General features: G+C 36.1%; 21 protein-coding genes, 1 riboswitch and 1 other annotated feature. Of the genes, 19 read left to right on the plus strand and 2 right to left on the minus strand.

Annotated elements, in window-relative coordinates; genetic code table 11:
- The first annotated feature begins 34 nt into the window (after nt 1-34).
- The 10 genes from MY533_RS10755 (at nt 35) to MY533_RS10800 (ending at nt 13,490) form a co-directional block, all read left to right on the plus strand.
- Nucleotides 35-184 carry a hypothetical protein gene (locus MY533_RS10755; RefSeq protein ID WP_049665318.1) on the plus strand — a complete coding sequence of 50 codons (150 nt, stop codon included), beginning with the start codon at nt 35-37 and terminating at the stop codon, nt 182-184.
- Nucleotides 185-444: 260 nt separating this feature from the next.
- Nucleotides 445-615 (plus strand): transcriptional regulator, encoded by a 171-nt coding sequence (locus tag MY533_RS10760; RefSeq protein ID WP_132362334.1) that lies wholly within the window; start codon nt 445-447, stop codon nt 613-615.
- Nucleotides 616-1,001: 386 nt separating this feature from the next.
- Entirely contained in the window at nt 1,002-2,708 is a 1,707-nt protein-coding gene (locus MY533_RS10765; RefSeq protein WP_248715927.1) for a putative bifunctional diguanylate cyclase/phosphodiesterase, read from the plus strand.
- 380 nt (nt 2,709-3,088) lie between these two features.
- Nucleotides 3,089-3,928: a GIY-YIG nuclease family protein gene (locus tag MY533_RS10770; RefSeq protein ID WP_248719193.1), complete on the plus strand. Its 840-nt coding sequence runs from the start codon at nt 3,089-3,091 to the stop codon at nt 3,926-3,928.
- A gap of 149 nt (nt 3,929-4,077) precedes the next feature.
- Nucleotides 4,078-4,297: a binding site (T-box leader), on the plus strand.
- 63 nt (nt 4,298-4,360) lie between these two features.
- Nucleotides 4,361-5,797 carry a proline--tRNA ligase gene (gene proS / locus MY533_RS10775; protein WP_248715928.1) on the plus strand — a complete coding sequence of 479 codons (1,437 nt, stop codon included), beginning with the start codon at nt 4,361-4,363 and terminating at the stop codon, nt 5,795-5,797.
- 835 nt (nt 5,798-6,632) lie between these two features.
- Complete coding sequence (locus MY533_RS10780; RefSeq protein ID WP_248715929.1) at nt 6,633-7,937, plus strand: PQQ-binding-like beta-propeller repeat protein; 1,305 nt, start codon at nt 6,633-6,635, stop codon at nt 7,935-7,937.
- A gap of 511 nt (nt 7,938-8,448) precedes the next feature.
- On the plus strand, nt 8,449-8,775 hold the full coding sequence (locus MY533_RS10785) for an ArsR/SmtB family transcription factor (RefSeq protein ID WP_132362322.1): 327 nt from the start codon (nt 8,449-8,451) through the stop codon (nt 8,773-8,775).
- The gene (locus MY533_RS10790; protein WP_132362320.1) at nt 8,772-9,188 is read left to right on the plus strand and encodes an SRPBCC family protein; all 417 of its coding nucleotides are present in this window, start codon (nt 8,772-8,774) and stop codon (nt 9,186-9,188) included. Before MY533_RS10785 ends, MY533_RS10790 begins: the two co-directional genes overlap by 4 nt.
- Nucleotides 9,189-9,511: 323 nt before the next feature.
- Nucleotides 9,512-12,682, plus strand: a complete 3,171-nt coding sequence (locus MY533_RS10795) for an ATP-binding cassette domain-containing protein (protein ID WP_248715930.1) — start codon at nt 9,512-9,514, stop codon at nt 12,680-12,682.
- Between the two features lie 118 nt (nt 12,683-12,800).
- Nucleotides 12,801-13,490: a Dph6-related ATP pyrophosphatase gene (locus MY533_RS10800; protein WP_248715931.1), complete on the plus strand. Its 690-nt coding sequence runs from the start codon at nt 12,801-12,803 to the stop codon at nt 13,488-13,490.
- A 362-nt stretch (nt 13,491-13,852) separates the two neighbouring features.
- On the opposite strand, the gene MY533_RS10805 is transcribed toward MY533_RS10800, so the two are convergent.
- Nucleotides 13,853-13,969, minus strand: a complete 117-nt coding sequence (locus MY533_RS10805) for a YjcZ family sporulation protein (RefSeq protein WP_132362314.1) — start codon at nt 13,967-13,969, stop codon at nt 13,853-13,855.
- Between the two features lie 461 nt (nt 13,970-14,430).
- On the opposite strand from MY533_RS10805, the gene MY533_RS10810 reads away from it, so the two are divergent.
- Nucleotides 14,431-16,236: a M3 family oligoendopeptidase gene (locus MY533_RS10810; RefSeq protein ID WP_248715932.1), complete on the plus strand. Its 1,806-nt coding sequence runs from the start codon at nt 14,431-14,433 to the stop codon at nt 16,234-16,236.
- Nucleotides 16,237-16,462: 226 nt separating this feature from the next.
- Here the strand turns inward: MY533_RS10810 and MY533_RS10815 are convergent, their stop codons facing one another.
- Nucleotides 16,463-16,612 carry a hypothetical protein gene (locus tag MY533_RS10815; RefSeq protein WP_248715933.1) on the minus strand — a complete coding sequence of 50 codons (150 nt, stop codon included), beginning with the start codon at nt 16,610-16,612 and terminating at the stop codon, nt 16,463-16,465.
- Between the two features lie 563 nt (nt 16,613-17,175).
- Here MY533_RS10815 and MY533_RS10820 point away from each other — a divergent pair.
- The 8 genes from MY533_RS10820 (at nt 17,176) to MY533_RS10855 (ending at nt 24,648) form a co-directional block, all read left to right on the plus strand.
- On the plus strand, nt 17,176-17,592 hold the full coding sequence (locus MY533_RS10820; protein WP_248715934.1) for a VOC family protein: 417 nt from the start codon (nt 17,176-17,178) through the stop codon (nt 17,590-17,592).
- A gap of 139 nt (nt 17,593-17,731) precedes the next feature.
- Nucleotides 17,732-17,998 (plus strand): histidine kinase, encoded by a 267-nt coding sequence (locus MY533_RS10825; RefSeq protein ID WP_248715935.1) that lies wholly within the window; start codon nt 17,732-17,734, stop codon nt 17,996-17,998.
- Nucleotides 17,999-18,088: 90 nt separating this feature from the next.
- A complete protein-coding gene (locus tag MY533_RS10830) occupies nt 18,089-19,135 on the plus strand; it encodes a hypothetical protein (RefSeq protein WP_371873345.1) in 1,047 nt (348 codons plus the stop codon).
- A gap of 121 nt (nt 19,136-19,256) precedes the next feature.
- A riboswitch (cobalamin riboswitch) is annotated at nt 19,257-19,450 on the plus strand.
- 143 nt (nt 19,451-19,593) lie between these two features.
- Complete coding sequence (nikA, locus tag MY533_RS10835; protein ID WP_248715937.1) at nt 19,594-21,207, plus strand: nickel ABC transporter substrate-binding protein; 1,614 nt, start codon at nt 19,594-19,596, stop codon at nt 21,205-21,207.
- Nucleotides 21,208-21,278: 71 nt separating this feature from the next.
- Complete coding sequence (nikB, locus tag MY533_RS10840; RefSeq protein WP_248715938.1) at nt 21,279-22,232, plus strand: nickel ABC transporter permease; 954 nt, start codon at nt 21,279-21,281, stop codon at nt 22,230-22,232.
- A gap of 1 nt (nt 22,233) precedes the next feature.
- Nucleotides 22,234-23,046, plus strand: a complete 813-nt coding sequence (locus MY533_RS10845; RefSeq protein WP_248715939.1) for an ABC transporter permease subunit — start codon at nt 22,234-22,236, stop codon at nt 23,044-23,046.
- Between the two features lie 10 nt (nt 23,047-23,056).
- A complete protein-coding gene (locus MY533_RS10850) occupies nt 23,057-23,830 on the plus strand; it encodes an ABC transporter ATP-binding protein (RefSeq protein ID WP_248715940.1) in 774 nt (257 codons plus the stop codon).
- 11 nt (nt 23,831-23,841) lie between these two features.
- A complete protein-coding gene (locus MY533_RS10855) occupies nt 23,842-24,648 on the plus strand; it encodes an ABC transporter ATP-binding protein (protein ID WP_248715941.1) in 807 nt (268 codons plus the stop codon).
- Nucleotides 24,649-24,711 lie beyond the last annotated feature (63 nt).

The raw sequence follows: 24,711 nt of genomic DNA on the forward strand, positions 1-24,711 counted from the left end.
TGTTATAAAACAGTTTGGATTAGGAGGAATTGTAATGTCAAAATATCGTGATGGTTATGAATTTTATTGTGAAATGTGTGAGCGCTATGGTCTTGAGCCAATTTCATTTCGCTACTATTTGCTACAGTTATCACAGCAACAACTTTCCGCTTATAATATGCAAGCCAAACAATTAGGAATTTGAAGGGTTTGTAATTAAAGGATGTGGTTATTACGGAAGCCGACGTGAATATTTTATAAAAAGCCCAGCCATACTAATTTAAATGGACTGGGCTTTCGCATATTTGAAAGAAATATCAGAAAATTTATGGACGTTGCAAATTACCTGTTATATAATATTGCTGAAAATATAATTCTGTTATACAACAAGATATATCGATCAATTATCACAAGAACAATTAGAATATTATAACGAAACTGTACAATCGAAAGGAAGTTATTAGTATGACAGATTATCGAGAAGGCTATGATTTTTATCGACAAGTGTGCGAGAAACATGATTTAGAGCCAATAAATTTTCACTATTATATATTAAACTTATCACAGGAACAACTAGATGCCTACAATGAACGAGCTAAAACATTGGGAGGTCAAATACAATATGAAATCTCTTAGCTTATAAAAATGCCTCACTGTCTTAATGTGACAGTAAGGCATTTTTGCTTCATATCATAAATGAAGAAATTATTCAAGTATAGTAAAATTACAGAAGATTCATATATTATAAAGATAACTAGGCTAAACATAACATATGAATAGCACTTAGGTAATTAAAGTCTTCAAAAACTATCGTATTAAGTAAGTGAAAAGACCTTATTTTTAGGGGCTATTTTATTGAAAACCATCAGATGTAGGTTTGAATGGTTTGATATTTGGGTTGAATTAACTGCTTTTCTAATACTATAATGTAATTACATAAAAAAGGCGATATCCCATAACCTTATATATCTTGGAAATATAAAACAAAGGAACCAAACCCTTCTAATGAACGGAGAATGAAAATGATGAATATCACGCCTGATAGTATAAATCAAGTTAACTATAGTCTGAAAGAATTACAAGATATTTTTTCAGTAATGAATAGTTCAATCATTGTAGCAATTACAGATCGAACTGGGAAAATAACGTTTGTTAATGATCATTTTTGCAAAATATCTAAATACACCCGTGAAGAATTATTAGGGCAGGATCACCGTTTACTCAATTCAGGTTTCCATCCAAGATCCTTCTTTAGAGAGATGTGGAAAACTATAGGCCAGGGTAAGATGTGGAATGGCGAGGTGTGTAATCGAGCGAAGGATGGCAGCCTGTACTGGGTGAAGACAACGATATTTCCTTTTCTTGATGACAATGGTAAACCGTATCAATATATTGCTATAAGGGTCGATATTACTGCACAAAAGGATATAAAAAAAATAACGCATATTGCTTATCATGATGAATTAACAGGACTACCAAATCGTCGTAAGTTAGAACAACGTTTAGAAAATGAATTTCATCAATCCCGACGTACAGGAGAGAAGTTTGCGTTATTTTTCATTGATGTCAATCGTTTTAAAAATATTAACGATGGACTTGGTCATATCATCGGGGATATGTTCTTAGTAGAAATGGCGAATCGTCTACGCAACGTTGATTATACATCAAATTCTATTTACCGCCACAATAGTGATGAATTTGTTATTATACTTAATGACGTTGACTGTATTGAGGACAAGGCTGAGGAAATAATTAGCGTCTTTAATGAGAGTTTTGTAGTTAATTCATATGAATTTTACGCAAGTATTAGTATTGGAATTAGTACTTTCCCAGATCATGCGAACTCACCTGAGGAATTATTGAAAAATGCAGATATCGCCATGTATGCTGCAAAATCTTCACGGGGTAATCAATACCGCTTGTATCGTCCAAACATGGAGGAAATCAATGATAAATGGTTAATACTTGAAACAAAATTACATCAAGCGTTAAAAAAAGATAGTTTAGAATTACATTATCAACCAAAAATCAATTTGAAAACGAATACAGTGATTGGCATGGAGGCATTGCTTCGCTGGCATGACCCTGAACTAGGTTACATGCCACCAGATCGCTTTATTCCATTTGCTGAGCAATGTGGGCTCATTAATGATATAGGGGTCTGGGTGTTGAGAAAAGCATCTGCCCAAGTACGCACTTGGAATGAAGTACATAATTTAAACTTACGTGTTGCCGTAAATATTTCTCCAATTCATATTAGTACATCAGGCTTTGTTGACATGGTACTTGAAGTTATGGCAGAAACAAAAATTGATCCGCAGTTTTTAGAAATTGAAATAACAGAAATGAGTATGCTGGATTATACGGAGGACTTAATTAATACAATCAAGCAATTAAGAGCACTTGGTATTACGATTTCATTAGATGACTTCGGGACTGGTTATTCATCGTTAAATTATTTAAAAACGTTCCCAGTAGATGTTTTGAAAATAGATCGTGCATTCGTCCGTGATATTGTGCCTGAAAAATCAGGTATTGCCATGATTTCAGCTATGATCTCTCTAGCGCATGCCTTAAATCTTCAAGTAGTAGCTGAAGGTGTCGAGGAAGAGGCAGAATTAAACGTACTACGTGAACATGGCTGCGAGTACGTACAAGGCTATTATTTCAGTAAGCCATTATCAGTAGAGGACTTTACACAATTGATAGTAAAAAGTAGATCGTTATAGGAGTATCAATATGGAGGATCTTGTCTTTAGTTTGGATAAGATTCTCTAAGTGTTTATGTAAAGGAAGGTTTAATGTTTTATTCAAATTTAGTTGCAACGTTTTTACAAATCAGATAAATAGAAATGGACCATGTTATTACCTCCTTTATAGAAAATGAAATTTTAGCATAGACAAAATTCAAAACCTTAGGTTCATCACCAAAAGTTGTGGATAACTTTTGTTAAAACGTCTACTATGTAAATAGTTGATTGTAGTGGAGACTGGGCGACTCCTCGGGGATCAGCGTCACAGATGAGACCCTGCAGCGCAGCGAAGCGGCTCATCGGACGCCCCCAGGAAAGCGCCCAGTCGGAACGGAAATCAACCACACGTTTTGGTGATGATCCAAACTTTAACGTTAGCTCCGCATATAGGAAATATCGAGATATTCTACTTATTCTACTTATTCGTCATACGCTATGAGCGTTTCATCAATGCGTATCGAGATGGTTTTTTACGTGAATATACGCAAAAACAGCCACCTCATTTTTTCTATGCTTTTGATCATGTCATTGTCTTTTCCTCAGATGAAGGGACGACATCGAAATACTTAACATCGTATGAAGTAAGGCATGGAGAGCAACCAAATGTTTCCTCAAACTGTTCGCCATTTTTGCTAGAGCCTTATAAAGATGATATCATGCATCCTTTATTTAAAATTTCAAATGATCCTTTACGTGCATATGAAAGTAAATTATTTATAGAATGGGGTAGAGCCGCTGTAAGATGGTATCAAAAAGGAACAAATGAGAAAATCATTACACAGCTTGTGAATACGAGTCAATTTGACTTTCCTGGATACGAAAACGTCCTATTAACATTTAATGAATTAAAACAAATCATCGATGAACCTCAAACATATGCTGATTGGCACATTGCCTTAAGCTCAATCAACGCGATTTACGCAATTACAGATTGTTCTAACGGTAAAATTTATATCGGATCCTCATACAATAAAAATGGTTTACTTGGACGGTGGTCTGATTATGCCACAACGATCCATGGAGGCAATGAAGCATTTAAGCAGTTACTTGCGAAAAATAAAACAGCAAATTTAAAATTCCAATATACAGTTTTAAAAGTGTTACCAAAAGATATAACAGCGTTAGAAGCAATCGAAATTGAAAGGAGCTTTAAACGAAAGTTCCAAACCATCCCTTTCGGCTATAATCGCAATTAACGGAGAAATCAATTGCTACAAAATACTATGTAATTATGCTTGCTAGTAGTAATTTTGTCTTTAAATAAAGTAAATTATCTGATATTTCCCGAAAAATAATCGTTTTAATATTTGAAATTATTGAACTGTTTTGCTAAAGTTATATAAAATATAAATTGTTGATGTGGCCAAGTAAGTAAGAATAGTGAAACAGAGAATATAGCAATTGCTGAGAGCTATATCACCGCTTCTTATCTGAACCCTACCACGGAGATGTTATGCAAACATAACCGAGTCGTTTTCGTTACAAAACGTTAGAGGGTTTTAAGGTTTTCTTAAAACTAAATTCAAGGTGGTACCACGTTTAGTCTGCACAAAGACGTCCTTATTTGTAGGACAGCTTTGTGCTTTTTATTTTTTAGTGGGAAAAGTTGCAGAAATGGAGGAGAGAATATGACAACACAACAAAATGATTTTTCAAAATGGTACATTGAGACAATCCAAAAGGCAGATTTAATGGATTATACACCAGTACGTGGCTGTATCGCATTCAAACCAGACGGCTATGAAATTTGGGAATATATTCAGCAAGAAATGGACCGTCGTTTTAAAGAGACAGGTCATCGTAACGCTTATTTCCCGATGTTAATCCCTGAATCCTTCTTCCAAAAAGAAAAAGATCATATCGAAGGTTTCTCACCTGAGCTTCCTTGGGTAACAGAAGCAGCAGGGGAAAAATTAGAAGAACGTTTAGCACTTCGTCCAACTTCTGAAACGATGATTGGACATCTCTATTCGAATTGGATCAAAAGCTACCGTGATTTGCCGGTCTTAATTAATCAATGGGCAAATGTTTTTCGTTGGGAGAAAAAAACCCTTCCGTTCATTCGGACATCTGAATTTTTGTGGCAAGAGGGGCATACAGCCCATATTGATGAAGAAGATGCACGTCAAGAAACAATGCAAATGTTAACGATCTATAAGGAAGTAGTAGAGGGTTTACTGGCCATTCCTGTCTATGATGGACAAAAAACACCTTCAGAACGTTTTGCAGGGGCGGTCGATACATTTTCTATTGAAGCAATGATGAAAAATGGGAAGGCCGTACAAGCTGGAACCTCTCACTATTTAGGGACAAAGTTCGCTGAAGCCTTTGATATTAAATATTTAAACAAAGCTAATCAGCATGAATACGTACACACAACATCTTGGGGCACTTCCACACGTTTAATAGGTTCAGTAATTATGGTTCATGGTGATGAGCAGGGGCTTATTTTACCGCCACGAATCGCACCAACTCAAGTTGTCTTAATTCCTGTAGGTCCATGGAAAAAGAACCCCCAAATTATAGATAAACTTGATGACATTTTTGCAGCTCTTAAAAAGAACGGAATTCGAGTACGTCTAGATGATTCGGACCAATCACCAGGCTACAAATTTAATGAATGGGAATTAAAAGGTGTACCAATTCGAATTGAATTAGGGCCACGTGATTTAGAGAACAACCAGGCATTGTTAAAAGCGCGAGATGAAGATGACAAGCAATCCATTGACCTGAATGACATTGTTGCAGCAATTGAGGCAGAATTAACAACAATGCAAACTCGTTTATTCGATAAAGCACGTAAATTCCGTGATGAAAACGCTCATACAAATATCGATACACTGCAGGATTTACAGCAGCATATTAACACTTCCAAAGAAAATGGAGCTATTTCTGGGTGGATTCTTGCTGGATGGTGCGGAGATGATGCATGCGAGGAAAAAGTGAAAGAAGAGACAAAATATACTTCTCGTAACATTCCGTTTAATCCACCAACTACGAAATCTACTTGTATTTGTTGCGGAAATGGCGCAAAGCATACAGTTTGGTTTGCTCAGGCGTATTAAATAGTTGTCAAATTTGCTTTCAAACACAAGTATTCAATTTATTGGAAATATGTCTATATTTCTAATCCATTATCTGACAGCTTTTCTAACTCTTATTGTTTCGTTCTAACTGTTTCGATTTCGTCTGAACGATAGGCTGTTTTTTTTACTTTATTGATGAAGGTGGTCATATCATCGACAAATGTTATTTGCACGTGAATGGCTCGTCATACAACTTCTTGCTATTCGCCAAGAACCATTGTAACTTTCATCATCCTTTCGCTACAGGAAAATTAGTTACAATTAGATGTTTCTACGACGAGTATCGCAGGTGAAGAAGCTTTTTGCGTGAAAGCGAAGCGTCGGCATTAGATTGTCACTATCCTCGTTATAAAAGAGATGTCTCAAAAAAGCTTTTCAGACATCTCTTTTTGTATTTTAGACTAGCTTGAATGAGAATGTTTGTTCTATAATAGACTTAACTTGAATCTAGACATTACAGTTTCCACAACAATTTATGAAAAATCGTTCAATTATTGAACAACTTTGAAAGCAAGTTCGAAGGCAATCCCTATTTCCGATTCACAATGGAATGTCTTAAAAATGAAAAAGTATAGCCACTAAGCTTTTTTTAGTACAAATCAATTTTATAGATGGGGACATGGAGTACTTGCTACAAATCGATTTTCGTTTTATTGATTTCAACAAGGAACGTAGAGCAGTGGTGAACAGAAAATGAAAGCTTATGCTCCTTAGTACTAGGGTCCAGTAGTGCGGATAGTTGGGTTCGGTTTGGATGCTTGAGGAAACCGTAAAACAGTGATAAGGTCAGTTAACAAATAAGGAGACTAATACAATGACAAATGATACTTTACAATTATCCCAGAAATGGCGAGAAGAGGGGTTACGTTATGCAAGTGAAATTAATGCCTACGTGCGCAGAGGATTAGAAACTAACTGGGAGGCACCAGGAGAGGAGCCAATTGAAGATTCACGCGGACAATTAGCTTCGCAAGTTTACCAGTTTATTAAACAGGCGAATAGAACAAAAGAACAGAAAACGCTCCGTGAACAGTTTCCAGCTGCTTCTTGGCCATTTCAGGAAACACATAGCCAACTGATGCGAGCTGTTTATCCAATTGCATTTCTCCATGATGGTGCATTACTTGTTGCAGCGCAAAATGAAGATTTTTCACGCACTGTCTATGTGATGGATAAACAGGAAGCAAACCGTATCGAGCACATACAAGCAGCAAGTTGTTCTGCGGATGGGCGCAACATTGCTTTGATGGATGAGCAAGGAGTTCGTATCGTACGCGAGCCCGATCGAGAGTTGAACGGCACTTTGCTGGCTACATACAAATGGGCGACAATCATCGACCAATTGCACGAAAAATACCCTGATATTGAGACCTTGCAGCCAGAAAGCTATCGAAGCGCAGATGTCATTCCATTCGCTGATGGCACGAAGTTGTTGGTGGTATCGCATGATGGCATTTATTTGATTGAGGAAACAGATGCCCTCTTGTTGCACCCGTCAGTAGAAAATATAAGGGAGTGGGCAGAGGAAGAGGATGACTTCACAGCAAGTTTAGCGATGCCACATGGAGCTGTTTCGCGAAGCAGCAGATGGCTGGCTTATGGAAGTCAAGATAGCGATCATATGTTATTAGATATGGAAAAGTATGTTATGCATTCGTTTGACCCGATGTCGAGTTATCCGCATTACAGCTTGTTCAGTGCCGATAATGAGCATGTTTGGTTCAATGCATGTCATTTTTATAATGGATGTACACTTGGTATTTCACTCCATGATCTTAAACCGGACAATAATGAAGAGCCCCTTTCAATAGATGAAAGTATGCGTGTATATGCCGGTGTTGCAGTGCAAGGGGGCAACATTTTGGGTGACGCATATGGATATTTACGAATGATTGATTTGGAGGGAAATGAACTTTGGCGTTACTTCGTATCTGGGACAATCAGTGGCATGGCATTAAACTCTGATGAGACAATATTGCTTGTCGGTACATACAATGGAATGCTACATATACTTGATTTAACAAGTACAGAGCCAAGTCCGTATGAGATTAGCACAAGTTCAATACGTGAATCGTACCGCTGGATCATCTGGGATACTCAGCAACCTCTGTACTGGTAGGTTTTATTTGCAAATTCTTTAAGGTTTATTTTATCAACATGAATGTATAAAAAAAGCTTTTACATATCAAGACGAAAAATTAACAATTGATTATACTTCTTGTAGCACTCTTCCGGAAATGTAGCAGGCAAACTAGAAGTGACATGGCGAAAATAAAACCAAATGGAATAAAGGCTATAATAAAGGAAAAGAAGTATCTACTTTCATGTCCATAAATGCGGACGTCAAAGTGGATACTTTCTTTTTTAAGTAGAGGTAGTTTGAACAGGGCATAAGAAGTACTAATATGTCTAAGCTTATTTTTAAGATTTGAATTTAATACATTAGATTTTTTTAAAAAAGCATCCTGAATACAAGTACGCGATGGACGAGAAGCTCAGCAAATTATTTGTATTAATGATTAGGGAATAAAACGAATGCAACTATCCCAAAATAAAAATTGACTGGACACTAAATGGTGTCGTATAATTAAGACACCATTTAGTGTCCAATTTAAAAGGGAGAGGAGATTTTGAGCGACAAGACTCAAGACCGTGATGTTTATGCTGCTATTGCTGACCCAACAAGACGTCAATTAATACGCTTGCTGGCAGATGCGGAAGAATTACCTCTTCACGAATTAACGTCGCAATTTCAAATGGGGCGTACAGCAGTTTCTAAGCATTTGGCGATCCTTAAAGATGCCGATCTCGTAATTGCTCGAAGGGTTGGTAGAGAAACGAGATATCGATTGAATGCCAAACCATTGCAAGAAATTCAAGATTGGCTATCGTATTACGAAGTTTTCTGGAAAGAAAGAATGGCTAGATTAAATCTTTTATTGGAGGAAGAAAAATGAAAGCAGATGTATCTTTAGATTATCAATTTACAAGTTCAATCGAGAAAGTTTGGAATGCATTAACGGATTCAGACACTCTTGCAAAATGGATCTGGAAAAATGACTTTAAACCAGTCGTAGGACATAAATTCCAATTCCGAGCTGAGCCAAATGAATGGTGGGATGGAATTGTCAATTGTGAGGTGCTCAAAGTAGAAGAACCTCATACATTATCTTATACTTGGGCAAGTGCCGGAGAAACAACTACTGTGACATGGACGTTGACGGAAGGTTCAGATGGCACTACACATTTACATCTTGATCAAAGCGGATTCAGTGAAGCAACAAAAGCTCGTCAAGGAGCAATCGAAGGAGCAAAATACGCTTGGATTAACAATGGTAATCAGCTCGAAAAAGTGTTAGCAGAACTGTAAACTATTTCTCCATTATGATACTTGCTTTTCTAAATCAAAAGCAGGTATCAAATAAGAAATGAATAAAATAAACTGTTCTTCAACAATCGGACGCTTTCGGAACATAGAAAGCGTCATTTTTTTAACTTCTTTCAGCCTTTGCTGAAAGAAGTTAAAGCCTCCGGCGGATGTCACGGAATCGGAAAGGAGTACTTTGTGCTTGCACAAAGCCGATTCCGGACGCAATTATGCCGAGGCATAATTGATTGGATGTCATAAACATAACAAATGCAGTTGAAGTTGTGCTAACATGACAATACTAAATGGAATGGAGAGAATATCCGATGAAAATAAATCAATTAATTGCTAACAATATAAACCGCTTAGATGTCAACTTGTCGGAAGATCAATCATTAGGAATTGCTGGATTATCAGGCTCTGGTAAAACTACATTTTGCCAAACAATTGGTGAAGAATCTAAGAAGCGTCTAGTTTCTTTATTGCCAAAGGCAGAATATCAGTATTTGTTTCCTACTATTATGGAAACGAATTTCAGTGCCATCAAGATGGAAGAAATGCCTTTAGTCCTTTTTCTCGGAAAATCATCCATTTCTACTAATCCACGTTCGACAGTTGGTACTCATACAGGTGTTTTTAAAGAGATACGTGAAAAACTGGCAGATAAGTTTGATCTTTCTCCAGAGGTTTTTTCCTTTAATAATGCACTGGGTTGGTGTCCTGCTTGTAAAGGGCGTGGTACGACTAAAAATGTCGAATGTAAAAAGTGTAAGGGTAAGCGCTATAATCCTGAAGTTGAGCAATATAAGTTTGAATTATGGAATCAACCACATAGTATTTCCGATATAAACAATTTAAGTATAGAAGCGATTTATTCCCTATCAGCGGAATTGGCGATTAGCGAGGAAAGACAACGTATTCTTACAAATATTATCCAAATGAATATTGGCTATTTAACGTTAAATCGGGTCATGGGTACCTTGTCTGGAGGGGAATTAACTCGACTTTACTTGGCAGAATTTATGGCTGCTAGTGAAAATACGGTCATTATTATTGATGAAATTTCTGTTGGTCTTGATCATCAAACACTGTTGAAAATTTTACAGCAAATTAAACAATTGGGCTATAAAAACCAAATTTGGCTTATTGATCATTCTGATACAGTGCTAGATACAGCGGATGAGCAGCTGTTCTTTGGACCTGGCAGTGGGAAATACGGCGGTAAAATTGTCGAAGTTTCACCACGTCCAGAACCAGTCTATTGGGAACGAAATCAGGCAATGCCTACTGACTATTATCAATTTCATGATCTTTACTGTCGTAATATTGAAATGGCTAACATTCAGATTCCAAAAAATAGACTCGTAACCGTTACAGGTGAATCTGGCTGTGGGAAATCAACCCTCGTCAATGAGTGTATCTCTAAGGACTTCCTAAAACGATATCCAAAAGATAAATTAGTCATGGTAGGACAAGACCGTAACCAATCAATTACAAGCCGTTCAACAGTTGCAACGTTCCTTGATATTAAAAAGAAAATGACGAGATACAGTGATGACATTGACGATATTTTCCAACGTTCCATTGAGGACATTATTGAGGAGCTTCCACATGAAGACATTGCTCATAAACGCTTAAGTTTATTAATTAAGCTGGGTCTCGGTTATTTAACATTAGAAAGAAAAACACAATCTTTATCGACAGGGGAATTTCAATGTGTTCATTTAGTGTCTGAGCTATTTTCGAACGCAAGAAACCCCCATACGCTATTTATTTTTGACGAGCCTTCAAAAGGTTTATCACAAAATATTTTAAACCAATTTATTGATAGTGTTAGGGACATTCTCAAAGACGAATCTGTTTCTATCATGATGATTGAACATAATGCTTATATGATTGAGAGCTCTGATTTTATCGTTGATTTTGGAAAAAGACAGCAGGAGCCTGTTCGACACCTTGATGTTGTCGGCCATGATGATTATTTTAGTCAACTTAACCGTACAGATAGTGATGCTTTATTGCATATCTCTTCAACACTTGCTTCAAAAAGTGGCATCCATTACTTAGAAGACAATCATATTAGCTATTTTAAAAATGCCGAAAACATTTATAAAGGCGGTATTTTAAAAAGTTTGTCATCAATGGCCCGTTTAATTTATGGTGAGTATGAATCAGCAACAATCGCACCAGTCGTCGCCATCGATCTAGAAAGACACTTATATAGTCAGTATAGTTTTTTATATGAAATCGGTGGATTAATTAACCATATCGTGGCTGCCCATCCGACGAATAAAGATACGAGAAGCTTCGATTTCTTTAGTCAAGAAAACCATTGTCCTAGCTGTTCTGGACGACTGCAAATTGAAAAATTTGATTTTGATATCGTCATACAAGATAAAACAGTGCCATTCTGGGATGGCTTATTACATCCAGACGTGATGGAAGTATTAAAATATTATCAATATCCGAAATTACAATTCCTCTTTGATGAGATCAAGAATGAACTGGGTCAAGATATTAGTAAAAGCTACAATGAAATGACAGAGGAAGAAAGACATACGTTCCTCTATGGTTATTGGGAAAAATCATTTTATGATAAAGCTAGTAAGTCCTCAAAAAAATGGGAAGGTTTTAATTTTATCCTTGGGCGTTATATCGTTATTTCGAAATCAATCATTAAAGAACAAATGAAAGAATCCAAAGAAATGATGGCCTGTCCAATTTGTCGGGGAGCGGTGCTAAACCATAAGAAAAAACTAACGTTTGGAGACACTGATATTCGCGAGATAATACATCAACCTATTGAACAGGTCATAAAAACTGTTGGGAACTTACCAGAGCTTGAAAAACTAAAAGCAATTGTAGGCGGCGATATGATTCTTACGGAAGATGTCTCCTTACTTCCTAGAGAAACACAAGTATCGTTAAAAATGCTGGAATTAGAGCTAGCAAGCTTTGCTGGTTATGAAATTGTTCTAAATAATGTTTTACCGTTTTGGGACAAAATTAAAGACAATATCGATGCAATCAGCAGCAAAAATTTAATAACAATTTGTGATTTTGCCAACATTGACGAGACGAGAGAAACTATTATAGATAAGTATTTCACTAATGGAAAATACAAAAAACTAACATACGTCTATGAAGCATTTGGCTACAAAAAAATTGTGACACAGATGAATAAAATTAAAGCAAGTCATAAATGTCCATTTTGTAATGGGAAGAAAGTCATATCAGAAGATAATCTCCATGATGGCGTCTATAAATTATCCGTACCATGTGTTAGTTGCTCTGCAAGTGGTATCAATAATGAAGGTCGAAAGGAAATTATCGATGGTGTAGACGTGCAAACATGGTTAACGGGCAAAGTAAGTGACGTTGTGGAAGAAAGCTTACGAACAGAGGCTGTTGCACATATTCCAATTTTTAACCGTATTCGCGAGTTGAATAAACGAGATATGATGGCCATTTACCAATGCCTAGAGCAAAACAAATAGATGAACGAAAGTTACTTCATATAGACTCATTTGCAATCATAAAATTGCAAATGAGTTTTTATGATATGCTGAAGATGAGCTTCTAAAAATCATTAGCAATTAAAGGGGAAAGATATGGATGGCAGAATTAATGGATTGGAAAAATAATACTCGAGGGCAGAAATTCATCGCTTCTTTTAGTGGAGGAAAGGATAGTGTCTTAGCCTTATATAAAGCAATGAAGGATGGAGAAGCACTTGGATTAATCGTCATGTTGGAGGAAGAAGGTGAACGATCAAGATCACATGGAATGCCTCCGGAACTTATACATGCACAAGCGAAATCTATAGGTTTACCTGTTTATACTGCAGCAGCAAGCTGGACAGAATACGAAATGGTATTTATGCGCCTTTTAGAAAAAGCTAAAAATCAAGGGGCTGAAGTGTTAGTAACAGGAGACTTAGATATGCCTGAACATGGTTGCTGGCATGACAAGGTTACGAAGAATGCTGGATTAAAACTAGGCATGCCTTTATGGGAGATGGATCATCGTGAAGCCGTTGAAGAGTTCATAAACCTAGGATTTGTTACAATCATTGTAACTGTTAATTTATCTTTAGGTATGCGCGAGGAAGATTTAGGGCGGACGTTAACCTATGAATACATAAAGGAGCTTGAAGCTCGGGGTATTGACCCTTGCGGAGAAGGTGGAGAGTTCCATACTACAGTATTAGATGGGCCAATTTTCAAACAACCTATTCCTGTTCGTAAATGTGCGATGATTAGAAATGGAGAATATGCTTTTTTGCCTTTAGAACTAGATCATTAACTAAATGATACAGATGCAGAAGAGTATAGTTGTAATTATTGGAATAAAAATTTCCCTACAGAGAATAACATAGGGCTCGTCCATCTATTTTGAGGTAGGGGTCTCATGTTATTTTTTTGTATGTAGATTGGTACGAAGAAAGGTATTCGGTATCCTACGTGTCATGGACATATTTACATATATGAAGTAGCATGCGATTTCTTCAGCACTTGTGCATTCTCCAAATGCGACTGAATCATATACTTTTCTTTTAAAAATATAAAAAGGGTCACCGGAGGATAATGACCCTTTTTAAATGTTCGAAGGGAAAGGATAACTTTATATTATCCTAAAAATCATGGGATAGATGGCGGTATTGGGTATTAATAGAATCCGATGAAGCTAGTGCCGACAATAATCAATAGAATGAATAGTACAACGATTAGCGCAAATGCTGAACCAGTACCATAACCACTACCGCTACCGCAATATTCAGACATAGTTATTACCTCCTTTCTACAATCTATAATATGAATAGTTGTTAAAAGGAACTGCGATATTTATCTACTCCTTGAATATAAATTTAAAAAAACTTCTTATATTGTAGTTCTGTCAATTTTATTTTGTAGAAATACAATATGAATATCTTTTGCTTCAAAATTTTCCACGTTTTCAATTAAACGCAAAGTACTTCGACAATTACAGCAAATTGAAGCGATAACGACTGTCTTGCGTATTAACACGCGCATACCTAATTTCAAATTTTCCGTTCTTCTTTATACTTTAACTATGCCAAAAAGGGCAACTTTACGTTAATTTAGTTATATTTTTGATTGTATTAGTAAATTAACAATAGTTAAACAATTGCGCGAATAATACTCACTAATGTTCCATGATGTGATAAGATGGGAATGTACGTTTGATTATTGCTGAAAAGTTAAAATTTAAGGGGGAGAAATGATTGGGCGAAACAAAGTATAGGCAAGTATGGAACTTAGATAGTCTGTTTCAAGGTGGCAGTAAATCATCACAATTACAAGAACATATAAGTTATTTAGAACAAGAAATTTCTGATTTCGAAGAAAAAGCAAATTCCTTTAATGTTCCTCAAAAAATAAACGAATCAATTAATATTGCAGTTTTAGTTGAATACATAGGAGATATTCGAACGAATATATCTCAAGCAAATTCTTTTATAACTTGCCTTCTTGCGCAAAGTCCAAAAGATCAGGAGGCTATTATTCTGCAAGGGATCATTACGACAATAAATACTCGTTTTGAATCGGCATTGAAAAAAGTGAAAAATACTCTGGTAAAAATTGATTACCATTTGTGGCAGGGTCTACTAAATACTGATGTTTTAGCAAACTTTAAGTTTATACTGAATGAATGGCGTAAAGATGGTGAGACAACCCTTTCAGATAGAGAACAACATTTAGTTTCAGACCTCATGGTAGATGGCTATCATGCTTGGGGGCAATTTTATAATTCTTTTATAAATAATTTTACGATTAAAGTTCAAATAAATGGAGAACAAAAAAATTTATCCGTCGGTCAAGCTATCAACTTACGTTCACATCCTAATGAAGACGTTCGTAAAGAATCCCATTATGCTTTAGAAGATACGTGGAAAGACAATGCAGAACTATTTGCGAAAATTTTAAATCATATTGCAGGCTTTCGATTACAAGTTTACAAGAAGTGTGGCTTTGATAATGTAATACAAGATTCTTTAATTAAAAATCGTATGAAGGAGGAGACACTTCATGCGATGTGGTCTGTCGTTAATAAATTTAAAAAACCCTTCACTGACTACTTAAATCAAAAAGCAAAAATAAATGGCTATAAAAAGATGCAATCATTTAACTTTTGGGCACCTATGACAACAAAAAAACAAAAATTTGAATACGAAGAAGCTGTTAATTTTATTTTGGAGCATTTTAGTGCATTCGGAACAGAATTAGAAAATTTCTCTAAAAAGGCATTTAGTGAAGGCTGGATAGAAGCTGAAGATCGTGCAAATAAGTCTGCTGTAGCATTTTGTTCAGGCTTTCCACTTTCGAAAGAATCAAGAATTTTCATGACATTTGGCGGTACAATTACAAATGTATTAACACTTGCCCATGAATTAGGACATGCCTTCCATAACGATGCAATGAAATCTATTAATGGCGTAAATAAACAATATCCAATGTGCATTGCTGAAACTGCTTCAACGTTTTCAGAGATGATTATATTAGATGCGGCAATGCAAAAAGCTACATCTACTAATGAAAAATTATTTTTGCTTGATGAGAAATTAAAGCGTAGTGTCATGAATTTCATGAATATTCATTCTCGGTTTTTATTTGAAAAGAAATTTTATGAAGAACGTAAAGAAGGCATTGTTTCATCATCACGCTTAAACGAAATGATGCAAGAAGCAATAGATGAAGGCTATGATGGTTCTCTCGATAATCCTTCACTGCATTCATGGATATGGACACCACATTATTATATGACACAATCTCCTTTTTATAATTTTCCTTATTCATTTGGATATTTGTTTGCATTGAGCTTATTTGCTAAGGCAAAAGAAAAAGGTAAAGAATTTGAAAGCTGTTATTTAGATTTGCTCCGTGATTCAGGAAGTATGTGCACAGAGGATTTAGTGATGAAACATTTAGGTGAAGATATCACTTCGGAAGCTTTTTGGAAAAAAGGAATAGAATTATGCATGAATGATGTGGATGAATTTATCAAATTAAGTAGTGAATGTATAAACTAACCATTCGTAAATGGAGTTTCCGGCTGGACTTACTGAATATGGTGAAAACATTAACCAAGCAACTAGCTGATAATTGCGAAGCACAAGATGTCCATTCAATCATTATTTGGGAACCATCCATATTTTATTAATGTGAGTTACCGTTTCGATAAAACGAAAGCCAATTTCCTGTACGTTAAGAAGTTGGCTTTGTTTGTACAATTTAAAAAAGATTGCTTATGCTCCTCTATATTAAACTAAATCCCTCGTAGCCATTAGGCTTAATGTATTCTCCTGTGGCAGCATTAAAGCCCTTTTCTTTCATTTTTGTTTGGTCACTATTCCATCCTATTACGAATAGAATAGTAACATTTCTCTGTCTATCTTTTCTAAGCATAAAATTATACCCTTTAGCCCAATTTTCACCTAGATAAATACCCCCGATTTTTAGAGCTTTTTGAAGCAATCCAGGTGAATCATCTTTAATATCTTTTATTTGTATAAACTCTTTTCGTTACATCATTTGTATAATCTATTTTTCCGTCATGAATGGTTACTTAAAAAGCTTTATTCGTTTCTGGACTCCAAATAAAATATTCCAATGCTTTCTTTTGCCGTTACTTCCTATTGATTTCCTAGGCTTTTCTAAATCAATATTTATTGCATCTATTAATTGAGCATTTTTATTCCATTTTAATGCTGGTGGATTTGCTAATTCAATCGCTTGTTTTATTAATAATTATTGCTGTTCATCGACTTCAAATGTATCTTTAGTTAATGGAAGGCAATTCTTTCCATTTTCCCAAGCGCTTTTTAGGTGTGTTATTTCCAAACCTTAATCAAATATTTTGCGTCGTTAGTAAAAACATTTGTCGAACATTTCTAAATGGCAAAAGGGATATATTGGATTTTGTAGAATACTATTAAATAACCTAAAATTTTTAATCAGGAGTGAGGGAATTGGAAGGTACTCAAGTGCAAAAGTCGTTGTTCAGTAAAATAGGCTATCTCTATTTACCAACTAATAATATCGATGAAACAATTGAATGGTACCAAAAAAAGCTTGGATTTAAGCTTAAAACACCAAAGTTTCAAGATGATATTGGGTTTGTAGCGGTATTAACACCGCCAGAAGGCTATGTTGTATTACTCCTTGTAGAAACAAAGGATCTTACAACAGCAAATTTTTTACGGGATGGTCGTCTGTATCAAACGTTTACGTTGAATTGTCCAGACCTAGAATATACACATACCACTTTAAAGAATAGTGGCGTAGAAGTTAGTGAAATTATTTGGCGTGGAGAAAATGCTAAATACTTTGTTTTTACTGACCCATCAGGTAATCATATTGAGGCTGCTTGGTCTGTATGGGATTAAGTAATAAAAGTTGGTGCTTTAGTATAAAAAGAAAGATTAAAAGGTTGTTTTCGATAAGGTTGTTGCTAGCTATAGGAGCAGATTAGTGAAACAAGAATATATAAATAGTCAATTGTAAAAAAATGCAGGAGGTGAGGTAATGGCCTTAAGAAAATATTTAAGTATTATTTCATTGCTATTATTTACTTTGTTCATTATTTTCGCCTATATTACACCAATTGAAGTGAACGGAACCTCAGAAATTGGAGACATTGTGGTTATTTCTTTAATAATAGCTTCATTTCTAACTGCATTTTTTAGCCAAAAGGGGAAGTTAAGAATTTTTGCATTAATTGTTTCCGTGATTCCAGTGCTTTTTCTACTAGGATTGATAGTACTACCGATATTTTATTTATTAGAGCAATAAGCGGGTACGTTCTTTAATATTAATATTTATTTCACGAATATCTAAACAAAAAGACAGAGTTCATTAGGTGAAAAAGTATTATTGCGTTATTTGTTTCTTGGTTTTTTGCAGAAAATTGATAAATTAAGTGGTGATAAAGTGGACAATGCAAATGAAAATAAGCGAATTCTTTATGCGGTTTTCGAGAATGAAATTCAATTGCCGATTTTGGATATTACACATCCCCTTTTCAACGCAAGTATTGATGAACAGGCGTATCATTTGAGCTGTCTTAAGTCAGCCAGGAGCATTGAATCATTAAAAAAGATGCCTGGCTTTATCCGCAACATCTTTGTGAAAATGTCGAATGTTGACAATTCCTATCTTAGTGGCATGCGTACTTTGCTGTATAAACTTGGCCCCGATTTAACTAGAGGGATAAAATTAGGTTTCCGGGATAAGTGGGCAGTGAAGCAAACTTCGTTCATGGGACTCCGGATCAGGCTAAGGGATCTTTGTCGGTGCCAGTCGGAAATTTTGCTAGCCCAGCTTAAGCAATTCCCTGAACGGAACCTTTGTTTCTTTAATATCGCTGGAGGGGCCGCTACCGACAGTATCAACACCCTAATTCTCATTCAAGAATCGGACCCAGAATTACTTAAGGAACGCAAGATTGAAATCAATATTTTAGATATCGATACTTATGGCCCCAATTTTGCCAAGCGATGCATCGATGCTTTGAAGCAACCCGGGGAACGCTTTCATGACCTGGACATTGCCCTCAATATTATTCATTATGACTGGAGTCAACAAGAGGCATTATTAAAGATGAGTTTAGAACGTTCCGACTGGATTCAACTCTGTTCATCGGAGGGTGGTCTATTTGAGTACGGTTCGGATGCAGCCATCATTGAAAATCTAAACCATTTCTATACTAACTCCCCGGCGGACGCTAGGGTCACGGGTTCATTAATTTTCGACCGGGCGCATGTAAATCCGGGATATTTAGGATTTACAGAGTTTATTGGCGTGCAAATCCAATATCTTGGGCTAGAGGGATTGCAGCGGATTTTAACCAAAACCTTGTGGGTTTTGGAAAAATCCCATGAAATTGATACGATCTATACGTTGTTTTCATTAAAGAAAGCTGACATATGAAGTAAAACAGGCAAAGGTTAAGAACCTGGCCTTATTGTGTTAGCCATTACTAGTAGGTTTTTATTATATTCAGAATATAAAATTGACGCGAACATTAGAGCATGATATGTTTAATACTAATTTCATAGCAACCATTACAAGTTTGAGTGAAATAAGCTTTCATTCAATTAAAAGGAAAATGGGTGTAAATCCCATGCTGTCCCGCAGCTGTAAATGAGGAGTTTTGTTTCGATAACCACTGAGAAATTACTTGGGAAGGTGAAACAAAATTATGATTCATGAGCCAGAATGCCTGCTTGTAAAGAGATTCATTGATGATCTACGAAAGATAGGGAGATGGATAGAGGCTTACTTATAGTAGTTATTCTGTCCTTATTCTTTTGGAATAAGGTTTTTTTATGCCTTCTTTCAATCTTTAGATTCATTTAGTGCACCACAAACAAAGAAGGAGACAGAAAATGAGATTGACAAAGTATTTACTACCTTTCACGCTTATTTTGATGTTCAGTTTACTCACTGGCTGTACAAGCAATGAAAAGGGAGAGACAGCATCGAAAAAACAGACAGACGAAAAAATGATAACGATTGGGTGGCCATTAGATGTAGGTTCATTAAATCCCCATACATATTTACCAAATCAAATGACAGCACAAGCAATGGTCTATGAATCATTGGTTGACTATAATGATGATGGAACAATTACGCCGAAACTAGCAGAAAGTTGGGACATCTCAAAGGATAAAACCTCTTATGTTTTCCATTTGAGAAAAGATGTCAAGTATTCAGATGGAACAGCTTTTAATGCAGATAATGTAATACGCAACTTTGATGCTGTTTTAGCAAATCGTGATTTGCATTCGTGGATGGGTATGGTTAACCATATTAAAGAGGTAGTGAAAGTAGACGATTATACAATTCGTTTGCAATTAGATGAACCGTATTATCCTGTTTTAAACGAACTTGCCTTTGTAAGACCTTTCCGTTTTTTAGGGGATAATGGATTCCCAGAAGGTGATGCGACCCAAGATGCAATGAAAGCGCCAATTGGGACAGGCCCATGGGTTTTAACAGATTACAAAAAGGATGAATACGCTCTATTCAGTCGCAACGACAACTACTGGGGGGAAAAACCTCTTGTAGAACAAATAAAAGTAAAAATCATCCCTGATTCAGAATCGATTTCATTGGCCTTTGAAAACGAAGAATTAGATTTAATATATGGTCGAGGCATTATTAGTTTAGATAACTATACGTATTTAAAAGATAGTGGAAAATATAAAACCGCTACGTCTGAACCTTTGTCTACAAAAGCGCTACTGTTCAATACACAGTCTGGCCCTTTAGCAGAATTGAAGGTTCGCCAAGCGATTCAATATGCAATCAATAAAGAACAAATGGTTGATAGTATTACACATGGTACAGAAAAAGTTGCCAATACACTATTTTGGGATGCTATTCCTTATGCCAATATTGATTTAGCGCCAATTTTATATAATCCAAAAAAAGCGCAACAATTGTTAGATGAAGCGGGATGGAAGCTCCAGAAGGGTGAAAAAATTCGCTCTAAAAACGGACAGCCACTAACATTAGATTTAATCTACATTGCTACAGATGCAATTCAAAAGCCAATGGCGGAACTAATGCAAGGTGAACTAGCAAAAATAGGGGTACAGTTGAATTTAGAAGGCGCAGATGTGATGGTAGGTCTGCAAAAATTAATGGATAATCAGGTTGATATTAATTTCTGGCGTACAAATGGACCACCAACAGATCCACATAGCTTTGCTAATGAATCAGCTACACCAAACGCTAATGGTGTCTATGAAGCGAAATTAGGCTTACCAACTGCCAAAGAAATCGATACTAAAATTCATCAATTATTAGTAGGTACAGATGAAAAAGAGCGCGTGCAACTTTATACGGATATTTTAACAATGTTCCATGACCAAGCACTATTCTTTCCTATATCTTACGAAACAAATAGCGTGATTTATCAGCCATATATGAAAGATTTTGCACCACGAGCATCTGAATATGATATTCCCTATGCACAAATGGAAAAAGAAAAATAACTGTAAAAGAGAGAGTATGTCAATCAAAGACAGCTCTCTCTTTATCATAGGATTGATTGGGAAGTGACAGCATGTATGAATCAACATGGATGTTTTGTTTAAAAAGAATTTTGACATTGCCTTTTGTATTATTGGGCGTATCCATCCTGACTTTTGTATTTATTCGTTTCGTTCCAGTAGAGCCTGCGGAGGTCATTCTTAGATTGGCAAGGGTTGCGCCAACAGCGGAAGCCATTCAAGCATTGCGAGAAGAACTTGGAACAGACAAACCTTTTCTTATTCAATATTTGCTATGGTTAAAAGGCGTTTTGCATTTAAATTTTGGGACATCTTTTGTTAGTAAATTACCAGTAGCACATGAGCTATTCGCAAAATTACCAGCAACCATCGAATTAGCTGTTGCTGCATTTGTGTTGATTTTAGGAATAAGTATGCCATTAGGGATCATAAGTGCCTTGTATAAGCATTCCATCATCGATAAAATCATTAGACTATTGACGATCATGAGTGTTTCGATTCCAACATTTTGGTTAGGTTTTTTACTACTATATGTATTTAGTTTGAAATTAGGGATTTTCCCGACAAATGGAAAGGGCACACTAGCTCATCTAGCTTTACCCGCACTCGCACTAGCTTTACCAACAATTGGACTATTCGTTCAATTTATCCGAACAACCATCATTGAAGAATTACAACAGCATTATGTTCAATATGCACAGCTAAGGGGATTAAAAAACTCAGTGATTCTCGTCCGTCATGTTTTAAGAAATGCTGTTATTCCGTTGACTACTGTATTAGGTATGACACTTGGTAATTTACTAGGTGGTGCAGTAATTGTGGAGCAGGTTTTTAGTTGGCCTGGACTTGGAAGGTATTTAATAGAATCCATTATTAACAGGGATTACCCAGTTGTACAATGCTATGTATTGATTATTGCTGTCATCTATGTACTTGCAAATTTATGCACAGATGTATTGCATCGTCTATTGGATCCTCATCTGATGATGAAGGACAGGAGAGATTGAAGTGAGTCTATTACGTAATGAACGTGCAAATGTTAAAAGATTATTTAGTCTTACGATACTGCTGATCATTGGTTTGTTGGGACTGTTTGCGCCCATTTTAATGCCCCATGACCCTTTAGCGGTCGATATATCAAAGAAATTTTTAGGTCCAACCTGGGACTATCCATTAGGTACAGATCATTTAGGAAGATGTGTTTTCTCACGATTGCTTTTAGGTATTCGCTATTCTTTAGGATCTGCGCTCGTTATTCAACTAGTAGCCATTCTTTTAGCAATCTTACTAGGTGCTTTTGTTGCGCTAAAAAGAGGGATGACAGATTATGTATTTATTCGAATATGTGATATTTTATTAGCTTTTCCTACACTTGTCCTTGCATTTGGACTTTTAGGTTTATTAGGGCCTAGCTTAAAAAATGTGTTAATCGCACTTGTTTTTACGCAATTTATTTATTATTCAAGATTGATAAGAAGTTTGTTTATTGGGATGAATGAAAAAGGTTTTATTCAAGCAGCAAAAATCAGTGGTACTTCAGGAATCAAATTAATCAAACGCCATTATATCCCCAATTTACTGCCACCTATCGTAACAATTGTCGTATTAGATATAGGAAAGGTTATTTTAGAAATCGCAGGTTTTTCTTTTATTGGGCTTGGCGTGCAGGCCCCCATCCCTGAATGGGGAATGATGGTGAGTGAAGGAAAACAATATATCCGTCAACATTCTGAATTAATGCTTTATCCTGGACTTGCTATCGTCTTTGTCGTGCTATTATTGAATTATTTGGCAAGTAGTTTCAAGAAGCTTGACCAATAAAGGGGGATTTATGGAGAAAGTTTTAGAAGTGCAAGACTTAACGGTAAAAATCGGTGAGAAAAATATAATAAGCTCTATTAATTTGACAGCCTATAAAGGGCGTGTCTTAGGGATTATAGGGGAAAGTGGTAGTGGAAAGACAATGCTTTGCCACGCCATCATGCAATCATTACCGGCTTCGGCGCAAATTACGCAAGGCCAAATTATCTACCAACAAGAAAATTTATTGAATGTATCAGCCAATAAATTGCGAACGTATCGTGGAAGGCATCTGTCTATGATTATGCAAAATCCGTCTATCGCTTTTGATCGTATTCAAACAATCGAAAGCCATTTTCAAGAATCATTAAAAGCTCACTTTGTCATGACTAAAAAAGAAATGAGACAGATTGCCCTTGATGCTATGGATAAAGTCAATTTACCTAATCCACAACAGCTTTTACACTATTATCCTTTCCAATTAAGTGGCGGAATGTTACAACGAATGATGATTGCTTTGTCATTGGCGATACAAGCTTCTGTCTATATTGCAGATGAGCCAACGACAGCCCTTGACACAGTCAATCAAAAACAAGTATTAACACTATTTGATCGTATTCGCTCGGAAACGGAAGCCGCTATTATTCTTGTAACGCACGATATTGGTGTTATTGCTGAACTAGCTGACGATGTGGCCGTGATGTATCAAGGAGAAATAATTGAGCACACGGATGTCTATAATTTTTTTGATGCACCTCAGCATCCCTATACTAAAAAACTTTTACAATCGAGAATTATGTTTTAGAGGTGAACAATATGACGCTACTAGAAGTGAACAATATAGAGATGCAGTATGGTCACAAACCATTCATGTTCAAACGAGGACGGAAAGCCCCTATATTACAAGAGGTGACATTTTCGCTTCAAGAGGGTGAATGTTTAGGAATCGTCGGTCAAAGTGGTTCAGGCAAAAGTACATTAGGCCGCATTATTTTAGGAATTGAACGACCAACAAAAGGTGAGGTTCTATTTCAAGGTATTAATCTTTACGAAGCAACAAGTAAGCACAAAAAAATAATTCGTAGAGATTTACAGGCAGTCTTTCAAAATAGCTATCATTCATTTAATCCGGAGCAGACGATTTTTGAGATAATAGAAGAACCTCTCCTTAATTTCGAACGTTTCAGTAAAACAGATAGACAACATAAAGTAAAGGAATTACTAGACTGCGTGGAGTTAGAACGTTCAATTGCTCACAACTATCCTTCACAACTTAGTGGCGGGCAACAGCAACGTGTCAACATCGCAAGAGCACTTGCATTAAATCCAAAATTGATTGTCTTAGATGAAGCCATTAGTAGTCTTGATATGATCTTACAGAAGCATATTATGCAATTACTTCAAACACTTCGAAAAGACAGGCAACTTGCTTATATTTTCATCTCTCATGACTTACAAGCAACACGTTTTATGTCAGACCGAATCCTCGTGATGCAGCACGGTCAGCTAGTTGAGGAGATTGGGAAAGATGGAGCATACAAGCATCCCGCATCTATAGACCTTTACAATGCTATTTTGCCATCGCATCCCCGAGAACGAACTATCAACAATACTTTACGGTAGCAACTATTCGCATACTTGCCGCCATTTTTGGGTCAAGTGATGCCTTATTGTTTTATGAAAATC

Origin of the sequence: Lysinibacillus sp. Ag94 (assembly GCF_023242215.1) — a bacterium.
Taxonomy (GTDB): Bacteria; Bacillota; Bacilli; order Bacillales_A; family Planococcaceae; genus Lysinibacillus.